This window comes from Hephaestia mangrovi (assembly GCF_019880555.1).
Taxonomy (GTDB): domain Bacteria; phylum Pseudomonadota; class Alphaproteobacteria; order Sphingomonadales; family Sphingomonadaceae; genus Sphingomonas; species Sphingomonas mangrovi.
This window is the reverse complement of record NZ_JAINVU010000003.1, coordinates 181,905-201,074: the sequence shown is the minus strand read 5'-3', so window position 1 is coordinate 201,074 and position 19,170 is coordinate 181,905. Positions and strand designations below refer to the sequence as shown.

Here is a 19,170-nt window from a genome sequence, read left to right as displayed (position 1 = left end):
CGTATCAGCCCTCAAGCTCGCGCATCAGCAGCCGGACTGCGCCGTCGACCTCCCGATCGGCGTCGCGCAGTTCCTCGACGCGGCGCACGGCATGGATCACCGTCGAATGGTCGCGACCGCCGAACTTGCGGCCGATCTCGGGCAGCGAGCGCGTCGTCAGCCGCTTGGCGAGATACATCGCGATCTGCCGCGGCCGGGCGACCACGCGGGCGCGCCGGGCGGAGACGAGGTCGAGCGGCTTGAGGTCGAAATGCGCCGAGACAGCGCGCTGGATCTCGTCGATCGTGATCCGCCGCTGGCTGCCGCGCAGCACGTCGCCGAGCGTCGCAGCGGTGAAATCGAGGTCGATCGCCTCGCCGGTGAGCTGGGCATAAGCGACGACACGGTTGAACGCGCCTTCGAGCTCGCGGATGTTGGTCGTGATCCGGCTCGACAGCAGATCGATCACCTCGTCGGGCACCGGCGTATCGACGAGCTCGGCGCGGCGACGCTCGAGAATCGCGCGGCGCAGGCCCGGCTCGGGCGGCTTGATATCGGCGACGAGCCCGCCCGACAGCCGCGAGACGATCCGCGGCTCGACGCCGTCCAGCGCCTGCGGGCAGCGATCGGCGGTGATCACCAGCCGCTTGCCGGCGATCATGAACTCGTTGACCGTGTGGAAGAATTCCTCCTGGGTCGAATCCTTGCCGGCGATGAACTGCAGGTCATCGATCAGCAGCAGGTCGGCATTGCGCAGGCGCTGCTTGAACGCCAGCGTGTCGCGCGCGCGCAGCGCCGTCACGAACTCGAACATGAAGCGCTCGGCGGACATCGCGATCACCGCGGCACCCGGATTGGCGGCGAGAAAGGCGTGGCCGATGGCGTGCATCAGATGGGTCTTGCCCTGGCCGGTGCCGCTGTGGAGGTAGAGCGGGCTAAACCGTGGCGCGCCCGGCTCGGCGAGCGCCTGCGCGGCATTGAACGCGACGCGGTTCGACGCATCGACGACGAAGCGATCGAAGGTGAAGCGCGAATCGAGCACCGGCGGCGGCGCCGTCTCGGCCGGCTTTGCGGCCCGCAAGGTGGTGATGTTGCCAGCCGGCGCTGCCTCGGCCTTGAGGACCGCAGGAGCGGGCGTGGCGCGGCGCGTTTCGATCGAAACGGCGCGGACGTCCGGGATCAGCGCCCGAAATTCCTGCAGCAGACGCTCGGCATAATGACTTTTGACCCAGTTAGTCATGAACGCGCTGGGTAGGGCCAGGTGAATCGAATCAGCCTCGCCGGTTTCGACCAGCTCCATCGGCTTGAGCCATTGATCGAACAGCCGCGCGCCGGCCGATTCGCGCAGATGCTGTCGCACGCGCGCCCAGGCGGCCGCGACATCCCCGCTTCGATCTGCCAATGCCTCGCGTGCCGTCACCCGTTCGGTCTCCCCTCATATCCGGCACAGGCCCCCCGGCCAGTCCGATGTTCGCGAGGCAACATCATCCCGCAGCCGGAAGTGCCGTCCGGCTGACAAATGTCGCTGTGCTGTGAGCCGCGGTGATGAGCACCGCCGCGGCGAGAAGGTCGATTATGGACAGTCGCGTGAGTCGATCAAGTCCACCAACTGTCAGATTTCTGAAATAATTCCGGTTGACTCGGCATTTGCCGCAGAAACCCGTCAACTATTTAACAAGGCGCTGATTTGAGGCTGTAATATTGCGGACTCGGCATGACTAGCAATCGCGAATCGCGGCGAATCCTCGCTTTTCGAATGGGGCGCAGGTTGGGTGCGGCGCACAACGAAAAGGGCTCGCCGAACAGCGTCCGACGAGCCCTTTTCGATCGCTCAAGCAGGATCAGGCGAGCGCGCCGACCCGCTTGGTGAGGCGCGAGAACTTGCGCGCCGCGGTGTTCTTGTGGACGACGCCCTTGGCGACGCCGCGCGCCAGCTCGGGCTGAACGGCGGCAAGCGCCGCAGTCGCGGCCTGCTTGTCGCCGGCCTCAAGCGCCGCCTCGACCTTCTTGATGAAGGTGCGGAGCCGCGAAACGCGGGTCGCATTGATGGTCGCGCGGCGGTCGTTCCGCCGGATACGCTTCTTCGCCTGTGGCGTGTTCGCCATGCCGTCCTCGAATATATCGCCAATGAAAAAGGGCCGCAGAATCGCATCCGCGCCCCGTCAAGGCGGTGCCTCTAGCGAGACACGGGGCTTTGGTCAACCACATGCGCCTATCCAGCGCGGCACGGCTTCGATAGGAGCAGCGGCATGGTGCTGTCGACCCTCGGCTGGATGGTGCTCGCGGTGGCGCTGGCGGGCTGCGGCTATACGTTGGCGGCGGCGTGGACGCTGCCGCGGTTCTTCGCCACATCATCGCTTGCGCTGGGGCGGCGCGAGGCAGTGACGTTACTCAAGCCGCTGCACGGCGCCGAACCGCGACTCGCGGAGAATCTCGCCAGTTTTCTGGATCAGGCGCATGAGGGGCCGATCCAGTTGCTGTGCGGGGTGCAGCGTGCCGACGATCCGGCGATCGCCGCTGTCGAGGCGTTGCGATCGCACTTACCGGCGGCGCGAATCGACCTGGTGGTCGACGACACATTGCATGGCGCTTCAGGCAAGGTTGCCAATCTCATCAACATGAGCCGTCATATCGCGCATCCGATCGTGGTGATGAGCGACAGCGACATCGCGGTTGCGCCCGATTACCTCGCGCGGGTGCTCGGCGCGCTCGACCGCCCCGGCGTCGGCGCGGTGAGCTGCCTTTATCGCGGGCGCGGCGACGCCGGCTGGTGGTCGCGATTCGGCGCGATGGGGCTGAGCTATCAATTCCTGCCCGGCGCGGTGTTCGGGGTGGCGCGCGGGCTGGGGCGGCCGTGCATGGGCTCGACGATCGCGTTCACGGGCGAGACGCTTCGGGCAATCGGTGGATTCGAGGCGCTGGCCGACGTGCTCGCCGACGATTATGCGATCGGCGAGGCGGTGGCGGCGCTGGGACTCGAGGTCGCGATTCCGCCCATGCTCGTCACCCATGCGTCGGACGATGCGACGCTCGGCGCGCTGTGGCGGCACGAGCTGCGCTGGGGAGCGACGGTGCGCGCGGTGGTGCCGGCGGCCTATGCGCTGAGCGCCATTGCGCTGCCGCTGCCGTTCGGGCTGCTCGGCACGATCGTGCATCCGGCGGCGGGGCTGGCGGTAGTGGCGTTGACGCTGGCGCTGCGGGCGCTGCTCGCCGGGCGGGTCGACCGAATTGCCGGCACGCGCGGTTCGGTGTTGCTGCTGCCGCTGCGCGACTTGTTCAGTTTTGCCGTTTTCGTTGCAAGCCTGTTCGCACGATCGGTTGAATGGCGCGGGCGCGCGCTTACAATGGAAGCCGGCGGCCGCGTCTCGGCCAAGTGAGAGAAATGTCTATGCTGCGCACGCTGTTCCTCCAGGCTCCCTCGTTCGACGGTTATGATGGAGGCGCCGGCGCGCGCTACCAGATGAAGCGCGAGGTGAAGAGCTTCTGGTATCCGACCTGGCTGGCGCAGCCCGCCGCGATGGTCGAGGGCTCGAAGCTGATTGACGCGCCTGCGCATGATCTGTCGTGGGACGATATCGCGCATGAATTCGACGAACGCGATCTCGTCATCCTCCACACCTCGACGCCGAGCTTCAATCAGGACATCCGCACCGCCGCGCTGATCAAGGAGCGCAACCCGAACATTCTGATCGGCTTCGTCGGTGCCAAGGTCGCGGTCGAGCCCGACAAGAGCCTGGCGGCGAGCGAGCACATCGATTTCGTCGCGCGCGAGGAATATGATTTCACCATCGTCGATATCGCCAACGGCATGCCGCTGGCGGAGGTCGACGGCATCACCTGGCGCGCACCCGGCGGCGAGTTCATCCGCAACAAGGATCGCGCGCAGATCGAGGACATGGACGTGCTGCCGATGGTCTCGCCGATCTACAAGCGCGACCTTGACACCTCGAAATATTACGGCGGCTATCAGCGCCACCCCTATATCTCGTTCTACACCGGGCGCGGCTGCAAGAGCCGCTGCACCTTCTGCCTCTGGCCGCAGACGATCAGCGGTCACCGCTATCGCCACCGCAGCGTGCCCAAGGTGATCGAGGAGGTGAAATACATCCTGCGCGAGATGCCCGAGGTGAAGGAGATTTTCTTCGACGACGATACGCTGGCCGACGCGCATGATTTCGTCGTCGAGCTGTCGGGGGAACTGGCCAAGCTGGGGTTCGGCAAGAAGGGCTTCGATGTCACCTGGGGCTGCAACGCCAAGGCGAACGTGCCGCAGCCGGTGCTGAAGGCGATGAAGGAAGGCGGCTGCCGCGTGCTGCTGGTCGGCTATGAAAGCGGCAACCAGAAAATCCTGCACAACATCAAGAAGGGCCTGCGCACTGATGTCGCGCGGCAATTCACCAAGGATGCCCATGCGCTGGGGCTGACGATCCACGGCACCTTCATCCTCGGCCTCCCCGGCGAGACGCTGGAGACGATCGAGGAGACGATCCGATACGCGATCGAGCTCAATCCCTATACGATCCAGGTCAGCCTTGCGGCACCTTATCCCGGCACCTTCCTCTACAATCAGGCGGTCGAGAACGGCTGGTTCGACGGCGGCGACCATCTGTTGACCGACGGCGGCAACCAGATTGCGCAGCTTTCCTATCCGCACCTGTCTTCGGCGGTGATCTTCGACAAGGTCGAGGAATTCTACAAGCGCTTCTACTTCCGCCCGCGCAAGATCGGCGCGATCATGGGCGAGATGCTGACCGACTGGAGCATGATGAAGCGCCGCCTGCGCGAAGGCGTCGAGTTCTTCGATTTCCTGCGCCGGCGGAAGGAAGCGGCTTGATCGATCTCGTCGTCACCGCCGACGATTTCGGCGCGGACGAGGCGGTCAACGAAGCAATCGAGATCGCGCATCGCGACGGCGTGCTGACCGCCGCCAGCCTGATGGTGACCGGCAAGGCCGCCGACGATGCGGTCGCGCGGGCGCGGCGGTTGCCGCGGCTCGGCGTCGGCCTGCATCTGGTGCTGGTCGAGGGGCGCCCCGCGCTGCCGCCCGACGAGGTGCCCGATCTGGTCGACGACGCCGGCCATTTCCGCACCAACATGGCGCTCGCGGGCGTAAAGTTCGCGATCAGCCCGGCCGTTCGCCGCCAGCTTGCCGCCGAGATCGAGGCGCAGTTCGCCGCTTTCGCCGCGACCGGCTTGCCGTTCGATCACGTCAACGCGCACAAACATTTTCACGTCCATCCGGTGATCGGCCGGCTGGTGATCGACGCCGCTCGCCGTCACGGCGCGCGCGCGATCCGCACGCCGATCGAGCCGGGCCCGCCCGGCGGTTCGGCGCGGCTGGCGGTCGCCTTCGCCCGGCGCCTGCGTGCCCGCGCGGCGCGTGCCGGGCTGGTCGCGCCCGATCGCGTATTCGGGCTGGCCGAGAGTGGCCGAATGGACACAGCGCGCACGCTGGAAGCGCTGGCAGGGGTTTCAGACGGGCTCAACGAACTCTATCTCCACCCCGCGGTTCGCGATGACTGGGCGGGACATGCGCCCGGCTATCGCTACCGCGCCGAGTTCGAGGCATTGACCGCCGCGGCCGTGCGCGAGCGCGTGGCGGCAAGCGGGGCACGACTCGGCCGGTTTGTGGATTTCGTGTGAAGGTGGCCCGTGTCTACCAGTCCAGCTCTGCCGCCGCTGAGCATCTCGCCCAAGGATTTCCGAGCGCCGCCGTCATCGGGCGCGATCCGGCGCGGCTCGCCCGAACATCTCGCCTTGATGTGCCGCACGCTGCTCGACACGCACGATCCTTATAAACCGGCATTGATCGACTGGCCCCGGCTCGATGACGAGACGCGGGGCAAGATCGTCTCGCTGCCTATCTGGGACATCGCTGTCGCCACCGAAGGCCGCGCCAGCATCAACGTCGCCACCTATGGCGAGCAGGTCGATGATCCGCTGCTCGCCGAAGCGGTGGCAATGAATGCCTATGAGGAACGGCGCCACAAGGTCGTCCTCTCCGACATGGTGCAGGCCTATGGCATCGAGCTTCAACCCGAGCCGCCCTATCCGCGCCCGCGCGACCCCGAATGGTCGTTCATGCGCACCGGCTATTCGGAGTGCATCGACAGCTTCTTCGGCTTCGGCCTGTTCAAACTGGCCAAGGACTCGGGCTTCTTTCCGCCCGAATTGGTCGATACGTTCGAACCGGTGATGCACGAGGAAGGCCGGCATATCCTGTTCTTCGTCAATTGGGTCGCCTGGTGGCGGCGTAATATGCCATGGTGGCGCCGGCCGCTGTTCGAGGCGAAGGTGCTGCTGGTATGGTGCGCGCTGATCCTCGAACGGATCAGCATCGCCAGGGGGATGGAGAATGACGAGAAGGCGGAGGACAACAATTTCACGCTCAACGGTTCGAAAGAGCTGGGCGTCGAGGTGACCTTTCCCGAACTCGCGCGGATTTGCCTGGCGGAGAACGACCGGCGGCTGGCGCAATATGACGCGCGGCTGATGCGGCCGCGTTTCGTGCCGGCGATGATGCGGCTGGCGCTGAAGGTCGTGGGGCGCAACAAGAAGGAGGCGGTCGCCTGATCCGCAGCGCGCGCTTCTGGCTATTGGCGGTGACGCTGGCGGGCCTTGCCCTAACCGTCTGGATGATCGGCGCCGCCGGGCTCGGCGCGGTGCTGCACGCCGTCGGCCGGATCGGCTGGGGCGGGTTTGCGGTCTATTGGCTCTATTCGGTCGCCGCTGCCGGGTTGCTCGGCGCGGCCTGGGCGGCTTCGGCGCCGCCGCTCGCGATCGCGCCCAATTTCGTGCGGTTCACCTGGGCGCGCCTGGTGCGCGAGGCGGCATCTGATATTCTGCCCTTCTCGCAGGTCGGTGGGCTGGTCGTCGGCATCCGCATGCTGATCGCGCGCGGTATTCCGGGGCCCTTGGTCAACGCCTCGGCGCTGGTCGATCTGACCACCGAGATGGCCGGGCAGGTGATCCTCACCTTATTCGGCATTGCCGGGTTCGTCATGCTGCGTCACGGCGGGGAATCGGGCGACGCGTTGACGCCGGTGCTGATTGGAACGGGCGCGCTGATCGCATTGATGGCGGCGTTCTTCAGTGCGCAGCGCTGGGCGCTGGAGCTTGGCCGGCTGCTGCTGACCCGGCTGCTGCCCGCGGCGAGCGCGGGCCTGGGCGATGTCCGGGCGGCGCTGGCGCGGGTTTATGCCGATCGGGCGCGCGTGCTGCTGGCGTTCGGCTTCAATCTTGCCGGCTGGGTCGCGTCGGTGGCCGGCGCGTGGATCGCGCTGCGGCTGATGGGGTTCGAGCTGTCGCTGGCGCGCGCGCTGGTGCTCGAAAGCCTGATCTTCGTCCTGCGCAGTGTCGCGTTCGCCATCCCCGGCGGGCTCGGCGTGCAGGAAGCGGCCTATGCGCTGCTCGGTCCGATGCTCGGGCTGCCGGCGCCGGCAGCGCTCGCGCTGTCGCTGGCGAAGCGCGCCCGAGACCTGGCGATCGGCGTGCCCGCGCTGATTTTGTGGCAAGTCGGCGAGGCGCGCGCGATCGGCCGAGCGAAAGGATTTCGCGTGCAGCGGGTTGGACTTGCCAGTAGCGAGGCGCATATTGGCCTGTCCGGCGACCGCGCGTCGACGGGCACAGAGAGGACATGATGACCGACGTTACCCCCGATACCCCGCTGCTCGATACGGTGAAGACGCCGGCGGATTTGCGCAAGCTCAAGGCGAAGGACTTGCGCCAGCTCGCTGATGAATTGCGCAGCGAAGTGATCTCCGCGGTCGGCGTGACTGGCGGGCATCTCGGCTCGGGCCTCGGCGTCGTCGAGCTGACCACCGCGATCCATTATGTATTCGATACGCCTAACGACAGGCTGGTGTGGGACGTCGGCCACCAATGCTATCCGCATAAGATCCTGACCGGCCGGCGTGACCGTATTCGCACGCTGCGGCAAGGTGGGGGCCTGAGCGGCTTCACCAAGCGGGCCGAGAGCGAATACGATCCGTTCGGCGCGGCGCACAGCTCGACCTCGATCTCGGCGGCGCTGGGCTTTGCCGTCGCCAACAAGCTCGCCGATCAGCCTGGCAAGGCGATCGCGGTGATCGGTGACGGCGCGATGTCCGCCGGCATGGCTTATGAAGCGATGAACAATGCCGAGCAGGCGGGCAACCGGCTGGTCGTCATCCTCAACGACAACGACATGTCGATCGCGCCGCCGGTCGGCGGGCTATCGGCGTATCTGTCGCGCATCGTATCGAGCCGCGAATTCCTGGGGCTGCGCGATCTCGCCAAGAAGTTCGCCAAGCGGCTGCCGCGGCCGTTCTATTCGGCAGCGCGCAAGACCGACGAATTCGCGCGCGGCATGACGATGGGCGGCACCCTGTTCGAGGAACTGGGCTTCTATTACGTCGGCCCGATCGACGGCCACAATCTCGATCACCTGATCCCGGTGCTCGAGAATGTCCGCGATGCCGAGGAAGGGCCGATCCTCGTCCATGTCGTAACCAAGAAGGGCAAGGGCTACGCGCCGGCCGAAAATGCCGCGGACAAATATCACGGCGTGCAGAAATTCGACGTCATCACCGGCGCGCAGCACAAGGGGCCGCCGGGGCCGCCGAGCTATCAGAATGTGTTCGGCGAGACGCTGGCCAAGCTGGCCGAGAGCGATCCGAAGATCTGCGCGATCACCGCGGCGATGCCCTCCGGCACCGGGGTCGACAAATTTGCCAAGGCGCATCCCGATCGCGCGTTCGACGTCGGGATCGCGGAACAGCATGCGGTCACGTTCGCGGCCGGGCTGGCAGCGCAGGGGATGCGGCCGTTCTGCGCGATCTATTCGACCTTCCTGCAGCGCGCCTACGATCAGGTGGTCCACGACGTCGCAATCCAGAATCTGCCGGTGCGCTTCGCGATCGATCGCGCCGGGCTGGTCGGCGCCGATGGCGCGACGCACGCCGGGAGCTTCGACGTCACCTATCTCGCGACCTTGCCCAACATGGTGGTGATGGCGCCGGCTGACGAGGCCGAACTGGTGCACATGACGTATACCGCCGCCGAGCATGACAGCGGGCCGATCGCGGTGCGCTATCCGCGCGGCAGCGGCACCGGGGTGGCGCTGCCCGAGGTTCCGCAGAAGCTCGAGATCGGCAAGGGACGGGTCGTTCGCGAAGGCAAGAAGGTCGCCATCCTGTCGCTCGGCACGCGCCTCGCCGAGGCGCTCAAGGCGGCCGACGCGCTCGAGGCAAAGGGGCTGAGCACGACCGTTGCCGACCTGCGCTTCGCCAAGCCGCTCGACGAGGCCCTGATCCGCCGGCTGGTTTCGACCCACGAGGTGGCAGTGACGATCGAGGAAGCCGCGATCGGCGGGCTCGGTGCGCATGTGCTGACCTTCGCCAGCGACGAGGGGCTGATCGACGCCGGCCTCAAGCTGCGCACGATGCGCTTGCCCGATCGCTTCCAGGATCAGGACAAGCCCGAGAAGCAATATGCCGAGGCCGGGCTCGATGCCGATCACATCGTCGAGACGGTGCTGAAGGCGCTGCGGCACAATTCGGAAGGGGTGGTCGAGGTTTCGGCGTGATCCTTGCCGCGGCGCTGGCGATGGCGGCCGCCACGGTGCCGGGCGGCACGCTGACGATCCATGTCACCAACGTCCGCAATGCCAAGGGCGTCGTTCACATGGATGTCTGCCTCAAGGCGCAGTTCCTCAAGGATGATTGCCCCTGGTCGGCCGATGCGCCGGCGCAACGCGGCGAGACGATCGTCGTCATCCGCGATCTTCCGCCGGGCGATTATGCCGTGCAGGGTTTTCAAGACGAGAACGGCAACGGCAAGGTCGATCGAGCCCTGTTCGGAGCGATCCCCAAGGAAGGCATTGCCTTCTCGCGCGACGCGCCGATTCATCTCAGCCCGCCGAAATGGGATGACGCCGTGTTCGCATTCGACGGCCGCGCCAAGGCGATCTCGCTGAAGATGCGCTACATGCTCGGCGCGTCGGGGCCGGACGACCGTTAGGGCGATGCGCAACCCCGTTCCTCGCGCGGTCGGCGCCGCGGTGGCGCGGCCATGGGCGACGCTGGCCGCGGCGCTCGTTCTGGCGATGGCCGCGATCGTCTACGTCGCGGGGCATTTCGCGATGACCACCGATACGGCGGAGCTGATCTCCCCGACCGTGCCGTGGCGTGTCCATGAGCGGGCAATGGACGACGCCTTTCCGCAATTGCGCGATTCGATGCTGGTGGTGGTCGACGGTAAGACGCCCGAACTCGCCGAGGACGGTGCGGCGCGGCTGGCGGCGGCGCTGGCGGCGGATCACGCGCATTTTCGCAACGTCAGCCGCCCCGATGGCGGCGATTTCTTCGCCCGCGAAGGCTTGCTCTACGGCTCCGTCAAGGAGGTGAACGATGCGACCGCGGCGCTGATCAAGGCGCAGCCGCTGCTCGGGCCGCTCGCTGCCGATCCCTCGCTGCGCGGTGTCGCGACCTCGCTGGAAAGCGTGCTCGATGGGGTCGACAACGGCTCGGCCAGCCTGTCGGACATCGCCGCGCCGATGCGCGCGCTGGCAGAGACCACCAATCGCGTGCTTGCCGGTCAGCCCGCCTATTTCTCGTGGCAGCGGTTGTTCGCAAGCGGCGGCGGTGCGCTCAACGCGCCGACACGGCGGCTGGTGCTGGTCCGCCCGGTGCTCGATTATGGCTCGCTGACCCCCGGTGCGGCGGCCGGCGATGCGGTGCAGGCGGCGGCCGAGAAGCTCGGCATCACCGAAGCACATGGCCAGACCGTCCGGCTGACCGGCGACGTGCCGCTTTCCGACGAGGATTTCTCCTCGTTGCAGGAAAATATCGGACTGGTCGGCGCGGTGATGCTCGCGGCGATGCTGGTGACCTTGTGGTTCGCGACCCGATCGGCGCGGCTGGTGATCGCGATCATGGCGACGATCGTGTTGGGCCTTGTCATCACGCTGGCGATCGGGCTGGCCGCGGTCGGGCGGCTCAACCTCATCTCGATCGCGTTCATCCCGCTGTTCGTCGGACTGGGCGTCGATTTCGGCATCCAGATCTGCGTGCGTTTCACGCACGAGCGCGCCCAAGGGGCGACCACCCCCGTCGCGCTTGCGCAGGCCGCCGCTGCGCTGGGCGCGCCGCTGACGCTGGCGGCCGGCGCGATCTTCCTCGGCTTCGGCGCGTTCCTGCCGACTGCCTATGTCGGGATCGCCGAACTCGGCATCATTGCCGGGATCGGCATGGTGATCGCGCTGGCGATGAGCATCACGCTGTTGCCGGCGTTGGTGACGCTGCTCGATCCGCGCGCGCCCAACGGCGAGGTCGGGTTTCGCGGGCTCGCGCCGGTCGATCGTTTTCTCGAACGTCGCCGAGGCGCGGTATTGGGGGCGTTCGTGCTGGCGATGGTGGTGAGCATCGCGCTGCTGCCGATGGTCGTGTTCGATTTCAACCCCATGCACCTGCGCGATCCCAATGGCCCGGCGATGCAGACGATTGCCGACCTGACGCACGATCCCGATCGCACGCCCAACACGATCGGCGTGCTGGCAACCGATGCCGCGCATGCCCGCAAGCTGGCGGCGGCGCTGTCGGCGCTGCCGCAAGTGCGGCAGGTGGCGTGGCTCGATGGGTTCGTGCCCGACGATCAGCAAGCCAAGCTCGCCGCGATTTCGGATGCGTCGATGCTGCTCGATCTGACGCTCAATCCGTTCGACGTCGCGCCGCCGCCGAACGATGCCGAGCGCGTGGCGGCGCTGTCCACCCTCGCCGACAGGCTTACGCAGGCGGCAGCGGCGCATCCCGGCCCGGCGGCAGGCGATGCGCGCCGCCTCGCGACGGCGTTCGCCAGGATGGCGCATGGCACGCCGGCGCAACGCGCGACGCTGGATGCCGCGCTATCGAAGCCGCTCGCGGTGATGCTCGATCAGGTGCGGCTGGCGTTGCAGGCACAGCCGGTGAGCCTCGCAACGCTGCCCCCAGCGCTGGTCCGCGATTGGCGGACGCCCGACGGGCGGTATCGGCTTGAGGTGTTCCCGGCGGGTAACGCCAGCGACAACCACGTTCTCGAACGCTTCCGAACCGCGGTCGCCAAGGTAACACCCGATATTTCAGGACTCCCCGTCGTCACCCAGGCCGCCGCCTCGACGATCGCCGGCGCGTTCGTCCAGGCCGGCGTGATCGCCTTCGTGCTGGTCAGCCTGCTGCTGCTTGCGGTGTTGCGCAACGCGCGCGAGGTGGCGTTCACGCTGGCCCCGGTGATCCTGTCGATCTTCCTCACGCTCGGCACCTGCGTGGTGATTGGGCAGCCGATCAACTTCGCCAACATTATCGCTTTCCCGCTGCTGTTCGGGGTCGGCGTCGCCTTCCACATCTATTTCGTGATGGCCTGGCGCGGCGGCGCGACCGATCTGCTGCAATCGAGCCTTGCGCGCGCGGTGCTGTTCAGCGCACTCGCCACGGGCACGGCGTTCGGCAGCCTGTGGCTTTCTCACCATCCGGGCACCGCGAGCATGGGCAAGATCCTGATGATCTCGCTGATCTGGACCCTGATCTGCGCGCTGATCTTCGAGCCGGCGCTGCTCGGGCCGCCTATCCGGCGGGATCGGCCAGCGGGTCGCTGAACTCGGGCGTGGTCGAGGGCGGCGGCGAAGCCGCCGGGTCGGCAAGCGGATCGTCGAATTCGGGCGCGGTCGAGCCCGGCTTCGGCGGCGCGGCGGCGGGGTCGGCGAGCGGATCGCTCAGCGGATCGGACAGATCGGTGTCGAGCGGGCTGGTCTTGATCGCCGCGCCACGCCCTTTCAGCGCATCGATCTCTCCGGCGCGATCCTGGAGATAGACCGAGCGCAGCGTGGCATAGGGATCGACCGCAGTGCCGAACAGCGCCTTCAGGTCGCGATCCGCCTCGGCGCGCTGGTCGAGGCCGCTCACCACGCCCTTGGGAATCTGGTATTTGAGCTGATCGAACGGATGGCCGACCGCGAGCGGCAGAACGAGGCCATCGGCCTGGCCGCCCAGCAGATCGCGCACATCGGTGGGGCCGACGAAGGGCAGGAACAGGTAAGGGCCCGGCTTGACGCCGTAATAGCCCAGCGTGTCGCCGAAGCCGTTGGGGCGGTGCGGCAGGTTGAAGCCGGGCAGTTTGGCAATATCCAGCACGCCGCCCAGCCCCAGCGTCGAATTGAACACGAAGCGGCCGAAGGTGCGCAGAGCCTTGCCCGGCTTGAGCTGGAGCAGATCGTTGAGGAAGACGATCGGTTCGGTCAGATTGCTGAGAAAATGGCGGATGCCGGATCGCACCGGCTTGGGCACCGCGTGCTTGTATCCCATCGCGACCGGCCGCAGCACCGCGCGATCGAACTTCTGATGTGCGTTGAACATCGATCGGTTGAAGCCTTCGAGCGGGTCGCCCTTGGCGTGCGGCGGCTTCTCGGCCGCAACGGTGACGTCCTGCGCCGCCTGAACCGGGGCGAGGATCGGCGTGACGAGATCGGCGCGGATCGGCTCGGGCGGCGGCGTGGTGACGAGCGCGATGATGCTGCCGTCGGGTAGCGTCGCGGTCGGCGCCGCCGCCGGCGCGGCGAGCGCGAGGACGACGGGGCCGAGCGCGGGCAGCGTCAACCGCCGGCCTTTGCCGCAAGCGCGTTGAGGTGCGCGATCAACGCCTTGGCCCCGCCCTTTTGCAGCACCGAGGCGAAGTCCGATCGGCGCGTGGCGATCTGGCTGATCGAATTCTTGTAGAACACGTCAATGATCTTCCACGTGCCGCCGCTTGCGCGCAGGCGATAGGCGATCGCGACGTCGCTGCCCTTCGGATCCTTGAGCGTGGTGCGCACCAGCTTGTCGCCGCCGCGCGTCTCGACATTGGGCGCGATGGCGAAGGACTGGCCGGAGAAATCATCGAAATTGTCGGCATATTGCGCCACCGTCATCCGCCGGAACGCGGCGACGAGCGCTTGCTGATCGGCGGCGGCAATCGTGTTCCAGCTCGGCCCGACCGCCAGGCGCGTCATCAAGGGCAGATCGAACGCGCGGTCGATCGCCGGCCCGATCCTGGCCTCGCGGCCCTTCATCCCGGCGGCGGCACCGGCTTTCATCGTTGCTATCAGCGCGTCGTCGAGGCTCTGGACGGTGGCAGCGGCGGGGTCGGCGATCTGGGCGAAGGACGCGCTCGACACCGTCAGCGCGGCGGCAATGGCAACGGGAATTACACGCATGATCGACTCCGTGAGCTTGCCAGGTGCGGCCATAACGGCCGGACAAGGCGAGGTAAATCCGCGGCGCGTCTGCACACCGCTTGCAGCAAAATTTGCCCGATAACGCAATCGGGGCTTTCTCCTTCGATCTTCATTACCTAAATCAAGCTGAACGGCGCCTTGGGGGCAGGCGATCCATCCGGAGGAGCATGCATGCTGCAGCAGACGACCGTGAGCGACGATCCTGCCGTGTCGGCGTTGCGCGTGGTCCTGGCCAATCCCCGCGGATTCTGCGCCGGGGTGGTGCGCGCGATCGATATCGTCGAGCAGGCGCTCGATCGATACGGGTCGCCGGTCTATGTCCGCCACGAGATCGTCCACAATCGCCATGTCGTCGAGCGCCTGCGCGAGAAGGGCGCGATCTTCGTCGATGAGCTTTCCGACATTCCCGAAGGCGCGCTGACCATTTTCAGCGCGCATGGCGTCTCGCGCGCGATCGAGGACGAGGCGCGGGGCCGCCGGCTGCCGGTGATCGATGCTACCTGCCCGCTGGTCACCAAGGTTCATGTCCAGGGCCGGCGCTATGCCAAGGCGGGCCGGACGTTGGTATTGATCGGCCATCAGGGCCATGCCGAGGTTGACGGCACGATGGGGCAGGTCAATGCGCCGATCCATCTCGTCGAATCGGCCGAACAGGTCGCTGCGCTGCCGATCGCCGACGATACGCCGATCGCTTACGTCACCCAGACGACGCTCAGCGTCGACGATACGCGCGGCATCATCGCGGCGCTGAAGGCGCGTTTCAGCGATGTCGAAGGGCCGGACGTCTCCGAAATCTGCTATGCGACGCAGAACCGACAGACGGCGGTGCGCGACCTCGCCCGGGTCTGTGATCTCCTCATCGTCGTCGGGTCGACCACCAGCTCGAACTCCAATCGCCTGCGCGAGATCGGCGTCGAGATGGGCGTGCCGAGCTATCTCGTCGACGATGGCGAGGGTGTCGATCCGGCCTGGCTCGATGGCGTGCATACCGTCGGCCTCACCGCTGGCGCATCGGCGCCGGACAGTTTGGTCGACAGCGTGATCGCGGCGCTGGGCCGGCTGCGCCCGGTTGAAGTCAGCCAGCTCGACGGGGTAGAAGAGAAATTGCATTTCAGCTTGCCGCCCGAATTGCGGCATCGCGAACCGCGCCCGCCGCGCGCGCAAAGGACTTGAGTTTATGGGCCTTCCGCTAGCCGTCACCGCCCGCATCGGCGCTTACACCGTCAAGCAGCATCTGAAAGGCGGGAAGTATCCGCTGGTGCTGATGCTCGAGCCGCTGCTGCGCTGCAACCTCGCGTGCCCTGGGTGCGGCAAGATCGACTATCCCGATCCGATCCTCAATCAGCGGCTGTCGTTTCAGCAGTGCATGGACGCGATCGACGAATGCGGCGCGCCGGCCGTCTCGATCGCCGGTGGCGAGCCGCTGCTGCATCGCGAGATGCCCGAGATCGTCAAGGGCTATATCGCCAAGAAGAAGTTCGTCATCCTCTGCACCAACGCGTTGCTTTTGAAGAAGAAGATCGACGATTACGCGCCGTCGCCCTTCTTCACCTGGTCGATCCATCTCGACGGCGACGAGGCGATGCACGATCATGCGGTCGATCAGGGCGGCACCTATAAGGTCGCGATCGAGGCGATCGAGCTGGCCAAGGCCAAGGGGTTCCGCGTCCAGGTCAATTGCACGGTGTTCGACGGTGCCGATCCCGCACGGCTGGCGTCGTTCTTCGACGAGATGAAGCGGCTGGGCGTCGAGATCACTATCTCGCCCGGCTATTCGTACGAGCGCGCCGCCGACCAGGAGCATTTCCTGACGCGCGAGCGGACCAAGAACTTCTTCCGCGACGTGTTCCGCCGCGGCGACGGCGGCAAGGCGTGGGATTTCACCAACTCGCCGCTGTTCCTCGATTTCCTCGCCGGCAACCAGAGCTACGAATGCACGCCGTGGTCGATGCCGCTCAGGACCGTGTTCGGCTGGCAGAAGCCCTGCTACCTGCTGGGCGAAGGCTATGTGCAGACCTTTGCCGAGTTGATGGAAGGGACCGACTGGGACCAATATGGCGTCGGCAAATACAAGAAATGCTCGAACTGCATGGTGCATTGCGGGTTCGAGGGCACTGCGGCGACCGATGCGATCCGTCATCCGCTCAAGATGATGAAGGTGGGCAAGCAGGGCGTGCGCACCGAGGGGCCCATGGCGCCCGATATCGACCTTTCCCACGCGCGCCCGGCCGAGGACGTGTTCTCGAGCCATGTCGAGCGCGAACTCGAACGGATCAAGCGCGAGGATCCCGAAGGCTTCAAGCGCGTGCAGCGCGCGGCGTAAGAGGAAAGGTCGCCACCCCGGACGTGTTCCGGGGGCCAACCGTCCACAAGCGTTACCACTTGTTGCCCGTTGGATGCCGGAACACGTCCGGCATGATGGTTAGACGAAGGCCGGCGCTTTTCGTAGCCGCTGATACGCCTCGATCACCGCTTGCAGCACGCGCTCGTGGCTGCGATCGCCGCCGTTGCGATCGGGGTGATAGCGTTGCAGCAGCTCGGCGTAGCGCTTGCGCAGCGCCGCCTTGTCGGCATCCGACGCCAGCCCCAGCACCTTGAGCGCGCGGCGGTCGCCGTCGGTTAGTGGCGGGCCGGCGCGCCGCGCGGCTTCGGCCTTGTCCTTGAACCGCGCGCCGATCGCATCGAGCGGGTCGGCGAAATCAGCCCAGCGCGGCGGCGTGTCGCCGCCCGCATGCGCAAAGGCGCGGGTCTCGCGTTCCCAGCCGGCGAACGGGCGCTGGGCGTGGTGGATCTCGTCGGCAGTCATCCCGTCGAAGAAATTATAGCCGGCGTTGAATGCGCGGACGTGATCGAGGCAGAACCAGCGATAGCGCCCCGGCCGATCGCCGCCCGATGCCCCTTCGAGCGGCGGCGCGCGGAACTCGCCCGGCTCGGCGCAGCCTGGGTGTTCGCAGCGCCGCTCGCTGTCGGCGACGCGGCCATGGAAACGGGCATTGGGACGGTCTTTACGCGGGGAACGCACGGGCGGGGACTTGCTCCAAAATTCAGGCAAAGCTGCCTATATAGGCGCCATGACCAACGCTTCCACCGCCCCGATCGTCGACCAGATCACCGCCCGCCTGACCCGCGACCTCGCGCCGACCCGGCTCGAAGTAACCAACGACAGCCATCACCATGCCGGCCACATGGGCGACGACGGCACCGGCGAAACCCATTTCACGGTGATCGTCGAATCGCCCCGCTTCGCCGGATTGTCGCGCGTTGCCCGGCAACGCTTGGTGAACCGGGCGCTGGCCGACCTGTTGGAGACGCGAATCCACGCGCTCGCGATCCGGGCGCACGCACCGGGAGACGCGTGAATGGCGTATCAGCTTTGGTATTGGCCCTCGATCCAGGGGCGGGGCGAATTCGTCCGGCTGCCGCTCGAAGCCGCGGGGATCGACTATGAGGATTGCGCGCGGACGCGGGGCGTCGACGCGCTGATCGCCGACATGGACACGCGCGGGCCTTACGCGCCGTTCGCGCCGCCCTATCTCGATACCGGCACGATGACGATCGCGCAGGTGGCGCACATCCTGACCTGGCTGGCCGACGCGCACGATCTGGCGCCCACGGACGAGGCGACCTTGTTCTGGACGATCCAGCTCCAGCTCACCGTTACCGACATGGTCGCCGAGGTCCACAACGTCCACCACCCGATCGCCGGCGGCAAATATTACGACGAGCAGAAGGACGCGGCGGCGGCCAATGCCGAACAGTTCCGCGCGGAGCGGATGCCCAAATTCCTCGATTATTTCGAGAAGGCGACACAGGCCAACCGGGGCGACTGGATTGCCGGCGACAGATGGTCGCCGATCGATACCAGCCTGTTCCAGCTCGTCGCCGGGCTGCGCTACATGTTTCCGAAGCGGATGGAGGCGATCGAGGATGATTATCCCGGCCTCATCGCGCTGCACGATCACGTCGCCGCGTTGCCGGGCATTGTCGCCTATCTTGCCAGCGATCGCCGCATCGCCTTCAATGAGGACGGCATCTTCCGCCACTATCCGGAGCTCGATTTCGCATGACCAACGACGATCTCGTCCTGCAGACGATTCAGCCTGTCAGCCACGATCTCGGCGGATTCAAGGTGCACCGCACGCTGCCGAACAAGGCGCGGACGATGGTCGGTCCGTTCCTGTTCTTCGATCAGATGGGGCCGGCGCACCTTTCGGTGGGCGAGGGGATCGACGTCAGGCCGCATCCGCACATCAATCTCGCCACCGTGACCTATCTGTTCGCCGGCGCGATCGATCATCGCGACAGCCTGGGCACCTTCGCGACGATCGAACCCGGCGCCGTTAACCTGATGACCGCCGGATCGGGCATCGTCCATTCGGAGCGCTCGCCCTCGGCCGAAAGGGCGCACGGGCCGGAGCTCTCCGGCATCCAGACGTGGATCGCGCTGCCCGACGATGCCGAGGAAATGGCGCCGGCATTCGAGCATGTCGCCCGCGCCGACTTGCCGGTAATCGAGGATAGCTGCGTCAAGGCGCGCGTCGTGATGGGCTCGCTGTGGGGCCGCGCGGCGCCGACGACGACCTATGCCGGCACGATCTACGCCGATATCGCGCTCGCCGCCGGCGGCGCGATCCCGATCGATGCGCAAGCCGATGAGCGCGCGCTCTATGTCGCCGAGGGCGAAGCGAGCCTCGACGGCCTGCCGCTCGAGCCGATGGTGCTCTACGTGCTGCGGCCGGGGGTTGTCGCGACGCTACGGTCGCAATCCAGCGCGCGGGTAATGCTGTGCGGCGGTGAGGCGTTCACGACTCCGCGCCACGTGTGGTGGAATTTCGTCTCGTCGCGCCGCGAGCGGATCAACGAGGCGAAGCGGGCGTGGATGGCTGGCGAGTTCGCGAAAGTGCCCGGCGACGACAAGGAATGGATTCCATTGCCCGAGGTGCCGAAAACGGTAAGCTATCCCTGATATC

At 66.6% G+C, this 19,170-nt stretch carries 19 protein-coding genes; 14 read left to right on the top strand and 5 right to left on the bottom strand.

The annotated features are described in order from the left end of the window. Positions 1-4 precede the first annotated feature (4 nt). On the bottom strand, positions 5-1,381 hold the full coding sequence (dnaA, locus tag K7G81_RS08310) for a chromosomal replication initiator protein DnaA (RefSeq protein ID WP_255586796.1): 1,377 nt from the start codon (positions 1,379-1,381) through the stop codon (positions 5-7). 130 nt (positions 1,382-1,511) lie between these two features. Between dnaA and K7G81_RS08305 the strand changes: the two genes are divergently transcribed. Beyond that, positions 1,512-1,670, top strand: coding sequence for a hypothetical protein (locus K7G81_RS08305; RefSeq protein WP_223030308.1), 159 nt, complete (start codon positions 1,512-1,514; stop codon positions 1,668-1,670). 150 nt (positions 1,671-1,820) lie between these two features. Here the strand turns inward: K7G81_RS08305 and rpsT are convergent, their stop codons facing one another. After that, positions 1,821-2,084, bottom strand: coding sequence for a 30S ribosomal protein S20 (rpsT, locus tag K7G81_RS08300; protein ID WP_223030307.1), 264 nt, complete (start codon positions 2,082-2,084; stop codon positions 1,821-1,823). Between the two features lie 144 nt (positions 2,085-2,228). Here rpsT and hpnI point away from each other — a divergent pair, with 144 nt between their 5' ends. From hpnI to hpnN, 8 genes are read left to right on the top strand one after another with little or no spacing between them, the layout of a single operon-like run. Beyond that, the gene (gene hpnI, locus K7G81_RS08295) at positions 2,229-3,356 is read left to right on the top strand and encodes a bacteriohopanetetrol glucosamine biosynthesis glycosyltransferase HpnI (RefSeq protein WP_223030306.1); all 1,128 of its coding nucleotides are present in this window, start codon (positions 2,229-2,231) and stop codon (positions 3,354-3,356) included. Positions 3,357-3,367: 11 nt separating this feature from the next. Then, entirely contained in the window at positions 3,368-4,813 is a 1,446-nt protein-coding gene (hpnJ, locus tag K7G81_RS08290; RefSeq protein WP_223030305.1) for a hopanoid biosynthesis associated radical SAM protein HpnJ, read from the top strand. Next, on the top strand, positions 4,810-5,622 hold the full coding sequence (hpnK, locus tag K7G81_RS08285; protein WP_223030304.1) for a hopanoid biosynthesis-associated protein HpnK: 813 nt from the start codon (positions 4,810-4,812) through the stop codon (positions 5,620-5,622). The genes hpnJ and hpnK overlap by 4 nt, the downstream gene beginning before the upstream one ends. A gap of 9 nt (positions 5,623-5,631) precedes the next feature. After that, positions 5,632-6,552, top strand: coding sequence for a ferritin-like domain-containing protein (locus K7G81_RS08280; protein WP_439649537.1), 921 nt, complete (start codon positions 5,632-5,634; stop codon positions 6,550-6,552). A gap of 29 nt (positions 6,553-6,581) precedes the next feature. Then, positions 6,582-7,619, top strand: a complete 1,038-nt coding sequence (locus tag K7G81_RS08275) for a lysylphosphatidylglycerol synthase domain-containing protein (RefSeq protein WP_369412064.1) — start codon at positions 6,582-6,584, stop codon at positions 7,617-7,619. Then, positions 7,619-9,544 (top strand): 1-deoxy-D-xylulose-5-phosphate synthase, encoded by a 1,926-nt coding sequence (gene dxs, locus K7G81_RS08270; RefSeq protein WP_223030303.1) that lies wholly within the window; start codon positions 7,619-7,621, stop codon positions 9,542-9,544. The genes K7G81_RS08275 and dxs overlap by 1 nt, the downstream gene beginning before the upstream one ends. After that, a complete protein-coding gene (locus K7G81_RS08265) occupies positions 9,541-9,978 on the top strand; it encodes a DUF2141 domain-containing protein (RefSeq protein WP_369412063.1) in 438 nt (145 codons plus the stop codon). Before dxs ends, K7G81_RS08265 begins: the two co-directional genes overlap by 4 nt. 4 nt (positions 9,979-9,982) lie before the next feature. After that, positions 9,983-12,586 carry a hopanoid transporter HpnN gene (gene hpnN, locus K7G81_RS08260; protein WP_223030302.1) on the top strand — a complete coding sequence of 868 codons (2,604 nt, stop codon included), beginning with the start codon at positions 9,983-9,985 and terminating at the stop codon, positions 12,584-12,586. On the opposite strand, the gene K7G81_RS08255 is transcribed toward hpnN, so the two are convergent. Together K7G81_RS08255 and K7G81_RS08250 are read right to left on the bottom strand one after the other, a co-directional pair. Then, positions 12,555-13,583 carry an MlaA family lipoprotein gene (locus tag K7G81_RS08255; protein WP_255586794.1) on the bottom strand — a complete coding sequence of 343 codons (1,029 nt, stop codon included), beginning with the start codon at positions 13,581-13,583 and terminating at the stop codon, positions 12,555-12,557. The two genes, hpnN and K7G81_RS08255, sit on opposite strands and share 32 nt — an antisense overlap. After that, a complete protein-coding gene (locus tag K7G81_RS08250) occupies positions 13,580-14,179 on the bottom strand; it encodes an ABC transporter substrate-binding protein (protein ID WP_255586793.1) in 600 nt (199 codons plus the stop codon). The genes K7G81_RS08255 and K7G81_RS08250 overlap by 4 nt, the downstream gene beginning before the upstream one ends. Before the next feature lie 192 nt (positions 14,180-14,371). Between K7G81_RS08250 and ispH the strand changes: the two genes are divergently transcribed. Both ispH and hpnH read left to right on the top strand, forming a co-directional pair. Then, positions 14,372-15,373, top strand: coding sequence for a 4-hydroxy-3-methylbut-2-enyl diphosphate reductase (gene ispH, locus K7G81_RS08245; protein ID WP_223030300.1), 1,002 nt, complete (start codon positions 14,372-14,374; stop codon positions 15,371-15,373). 4 nt (positions 15,374-15,377) lie between these two features. Further along, positions 15,378-16,523, top strand: coding sequence for an adenosyl-hopene transferase HpnH (gene hpnH / locus K7G81_RS08240; RefSeq protein WP_223030299.1), 1,146 nt, complete (start codon positions 15,378-15,380; stop codon positions 16,521-16,523). A 99-nt stretch (positions 16,524-16,622) separates the two neighbouring features. Here hpnH and K7G81_RS08235 read toward each other — a convergent pair whose 3' ends face one another. Then, complete coding sequence (locus K7G81_RS08235) at positions 16,623-17,222, bottom strand: J domain-containing protein (RefSeq protein ID WP_223030298.1); 600 nt, start codon at positions 17,220-17,222, stop codon at positions 16,623-16,625. Positions 17,223-17,271: 49 nt separating this feature from the next. Between K7G81_RS08235 and K7G81_RS08230 the strand changes: the two genes are divergently transcribed. Genes K7G81_RS08230 through K7G81_RS08220 form a run of 3 tightly spaced genes read left to right on the top strand, consistent with a single transcriptional unit; the run spans position 17,272 to position 19,166 of the window. Beyond that, positions 17,272-17,559: a BolA family protein gene (locus K7G81_RS08230; RefSeq protein ID WP_223030297.1), complete on the top strand. Its 288-nt coding sequence runs from the start codon at positions 17,272-17,274 to the stop codon at positions 17,557-17,559. Continuing rightward, positions 17,560-18,267, top strand: coding sequence for a glutathione S-transferase (locus K7G81_RS08225; RefSeq protein ID WP_223030296.1), 708 nt, complete (start codon positions 17,560-17,562; stop codon positions 18,265-18,267). Continuing rightward, on the top strand, positions 18,264-19,166 hold the full coding sequence (locus tag K7G81_RS08220) for a pirin family protein (RefSeq protein ID WP_223030295.1): 903 nt from the start codon (positions 18,264-18,266) through the stop codon (positions 19,164-19,166). Before K7G81_RS08225 ends, K7G81_RS08220 begins: the two co-directional genes overlap by 4 nt. Positions 19,167-19,170 lie beyond the last annotated feature (4 nt).

What these genes read in the sequence shown, in the direction of transcription:
- rpsT (WP_223030307.1), bottom strand. Translation starts at nt 2,084, where the DNA reads ATGGCGAACACGCCACAGGCGAAGAAGCGTATCCGGCGGAACGACCGC.
- hpnI (WP_223030306.1), top strand. Translation starts at nt 2,229, where the DNA reads ATGGTGCTGTCGACCCTCGGCTGGATGGTGCTCGCGGTGGCGCTGGCG.
- hpnJ (WP_223030305.1), top strand. Translation starts at nt 3,368, where the DNA reads ATGCTGCGCACGCTGTTCCTCCAGGCTCCCTCGTTCGACGGTTATGAT.
- dxs (WP_223030303.1), top strand. Translation starts at nt 7,619, where the DNA reads ATGACCGACGTTACCCCCGATACCCCGCTGCTCGATACGGTGAAGACG.
- hpnN (WP_223030302.1), top strand. Translation starts at nt 9,983, where the DNA reads ATGCGCAACCCCGTTCCTCGCGCGGTCGGCGCCGCGGTGGCGCGGCCA.
- K7G81_RS08250 (WP_255586793.1), bottom strand. Translation starts at nt 14,179, where the DNA reads ATGCGTGTAATTCCCGTTGCCATTGCCGCCGCGCTGACGGTGTCGAGC.
- ispH (WP_223030300.1), top strand. Translation starts at nt 14,372, where the DNA reads ATGCTGCAGCAGACGACCGTGAGCGACGATCCTGCCGTGTCGGCGTTG.
- hpnH (WP_223030299.1), top strand. Translation starts at nt 15,378, where the DNA reads ATGGGCCTTCCGCTAGCCGTCACCGCCCGCATCGGCGCTTACACCGTC.
- K7G81_RS08230 (WP_223030297.1), top strand. Translation starts at nt 17,272, where the DNA reads ATGACCAACGCTTCCACCGCCCCGATCGTCGACCAGATCACCGCCCGC.
- K7G81_RS08225 (WP_223030296.1), top strand. Translation starts at nt 17,560, where the DNA reads ATGGCGTATCAGCTTTGGTATTGGCCCTCGATCCAGGGGCGGGGCGAA.
- K7G81_RS08220 (WP_223030295.1), top strand. Translation starts at nt 18,264, where the DNA reads ATGACCAACGACGATCTCGTCCTGCAGACGATTCAGCCTGTCAGCCAC.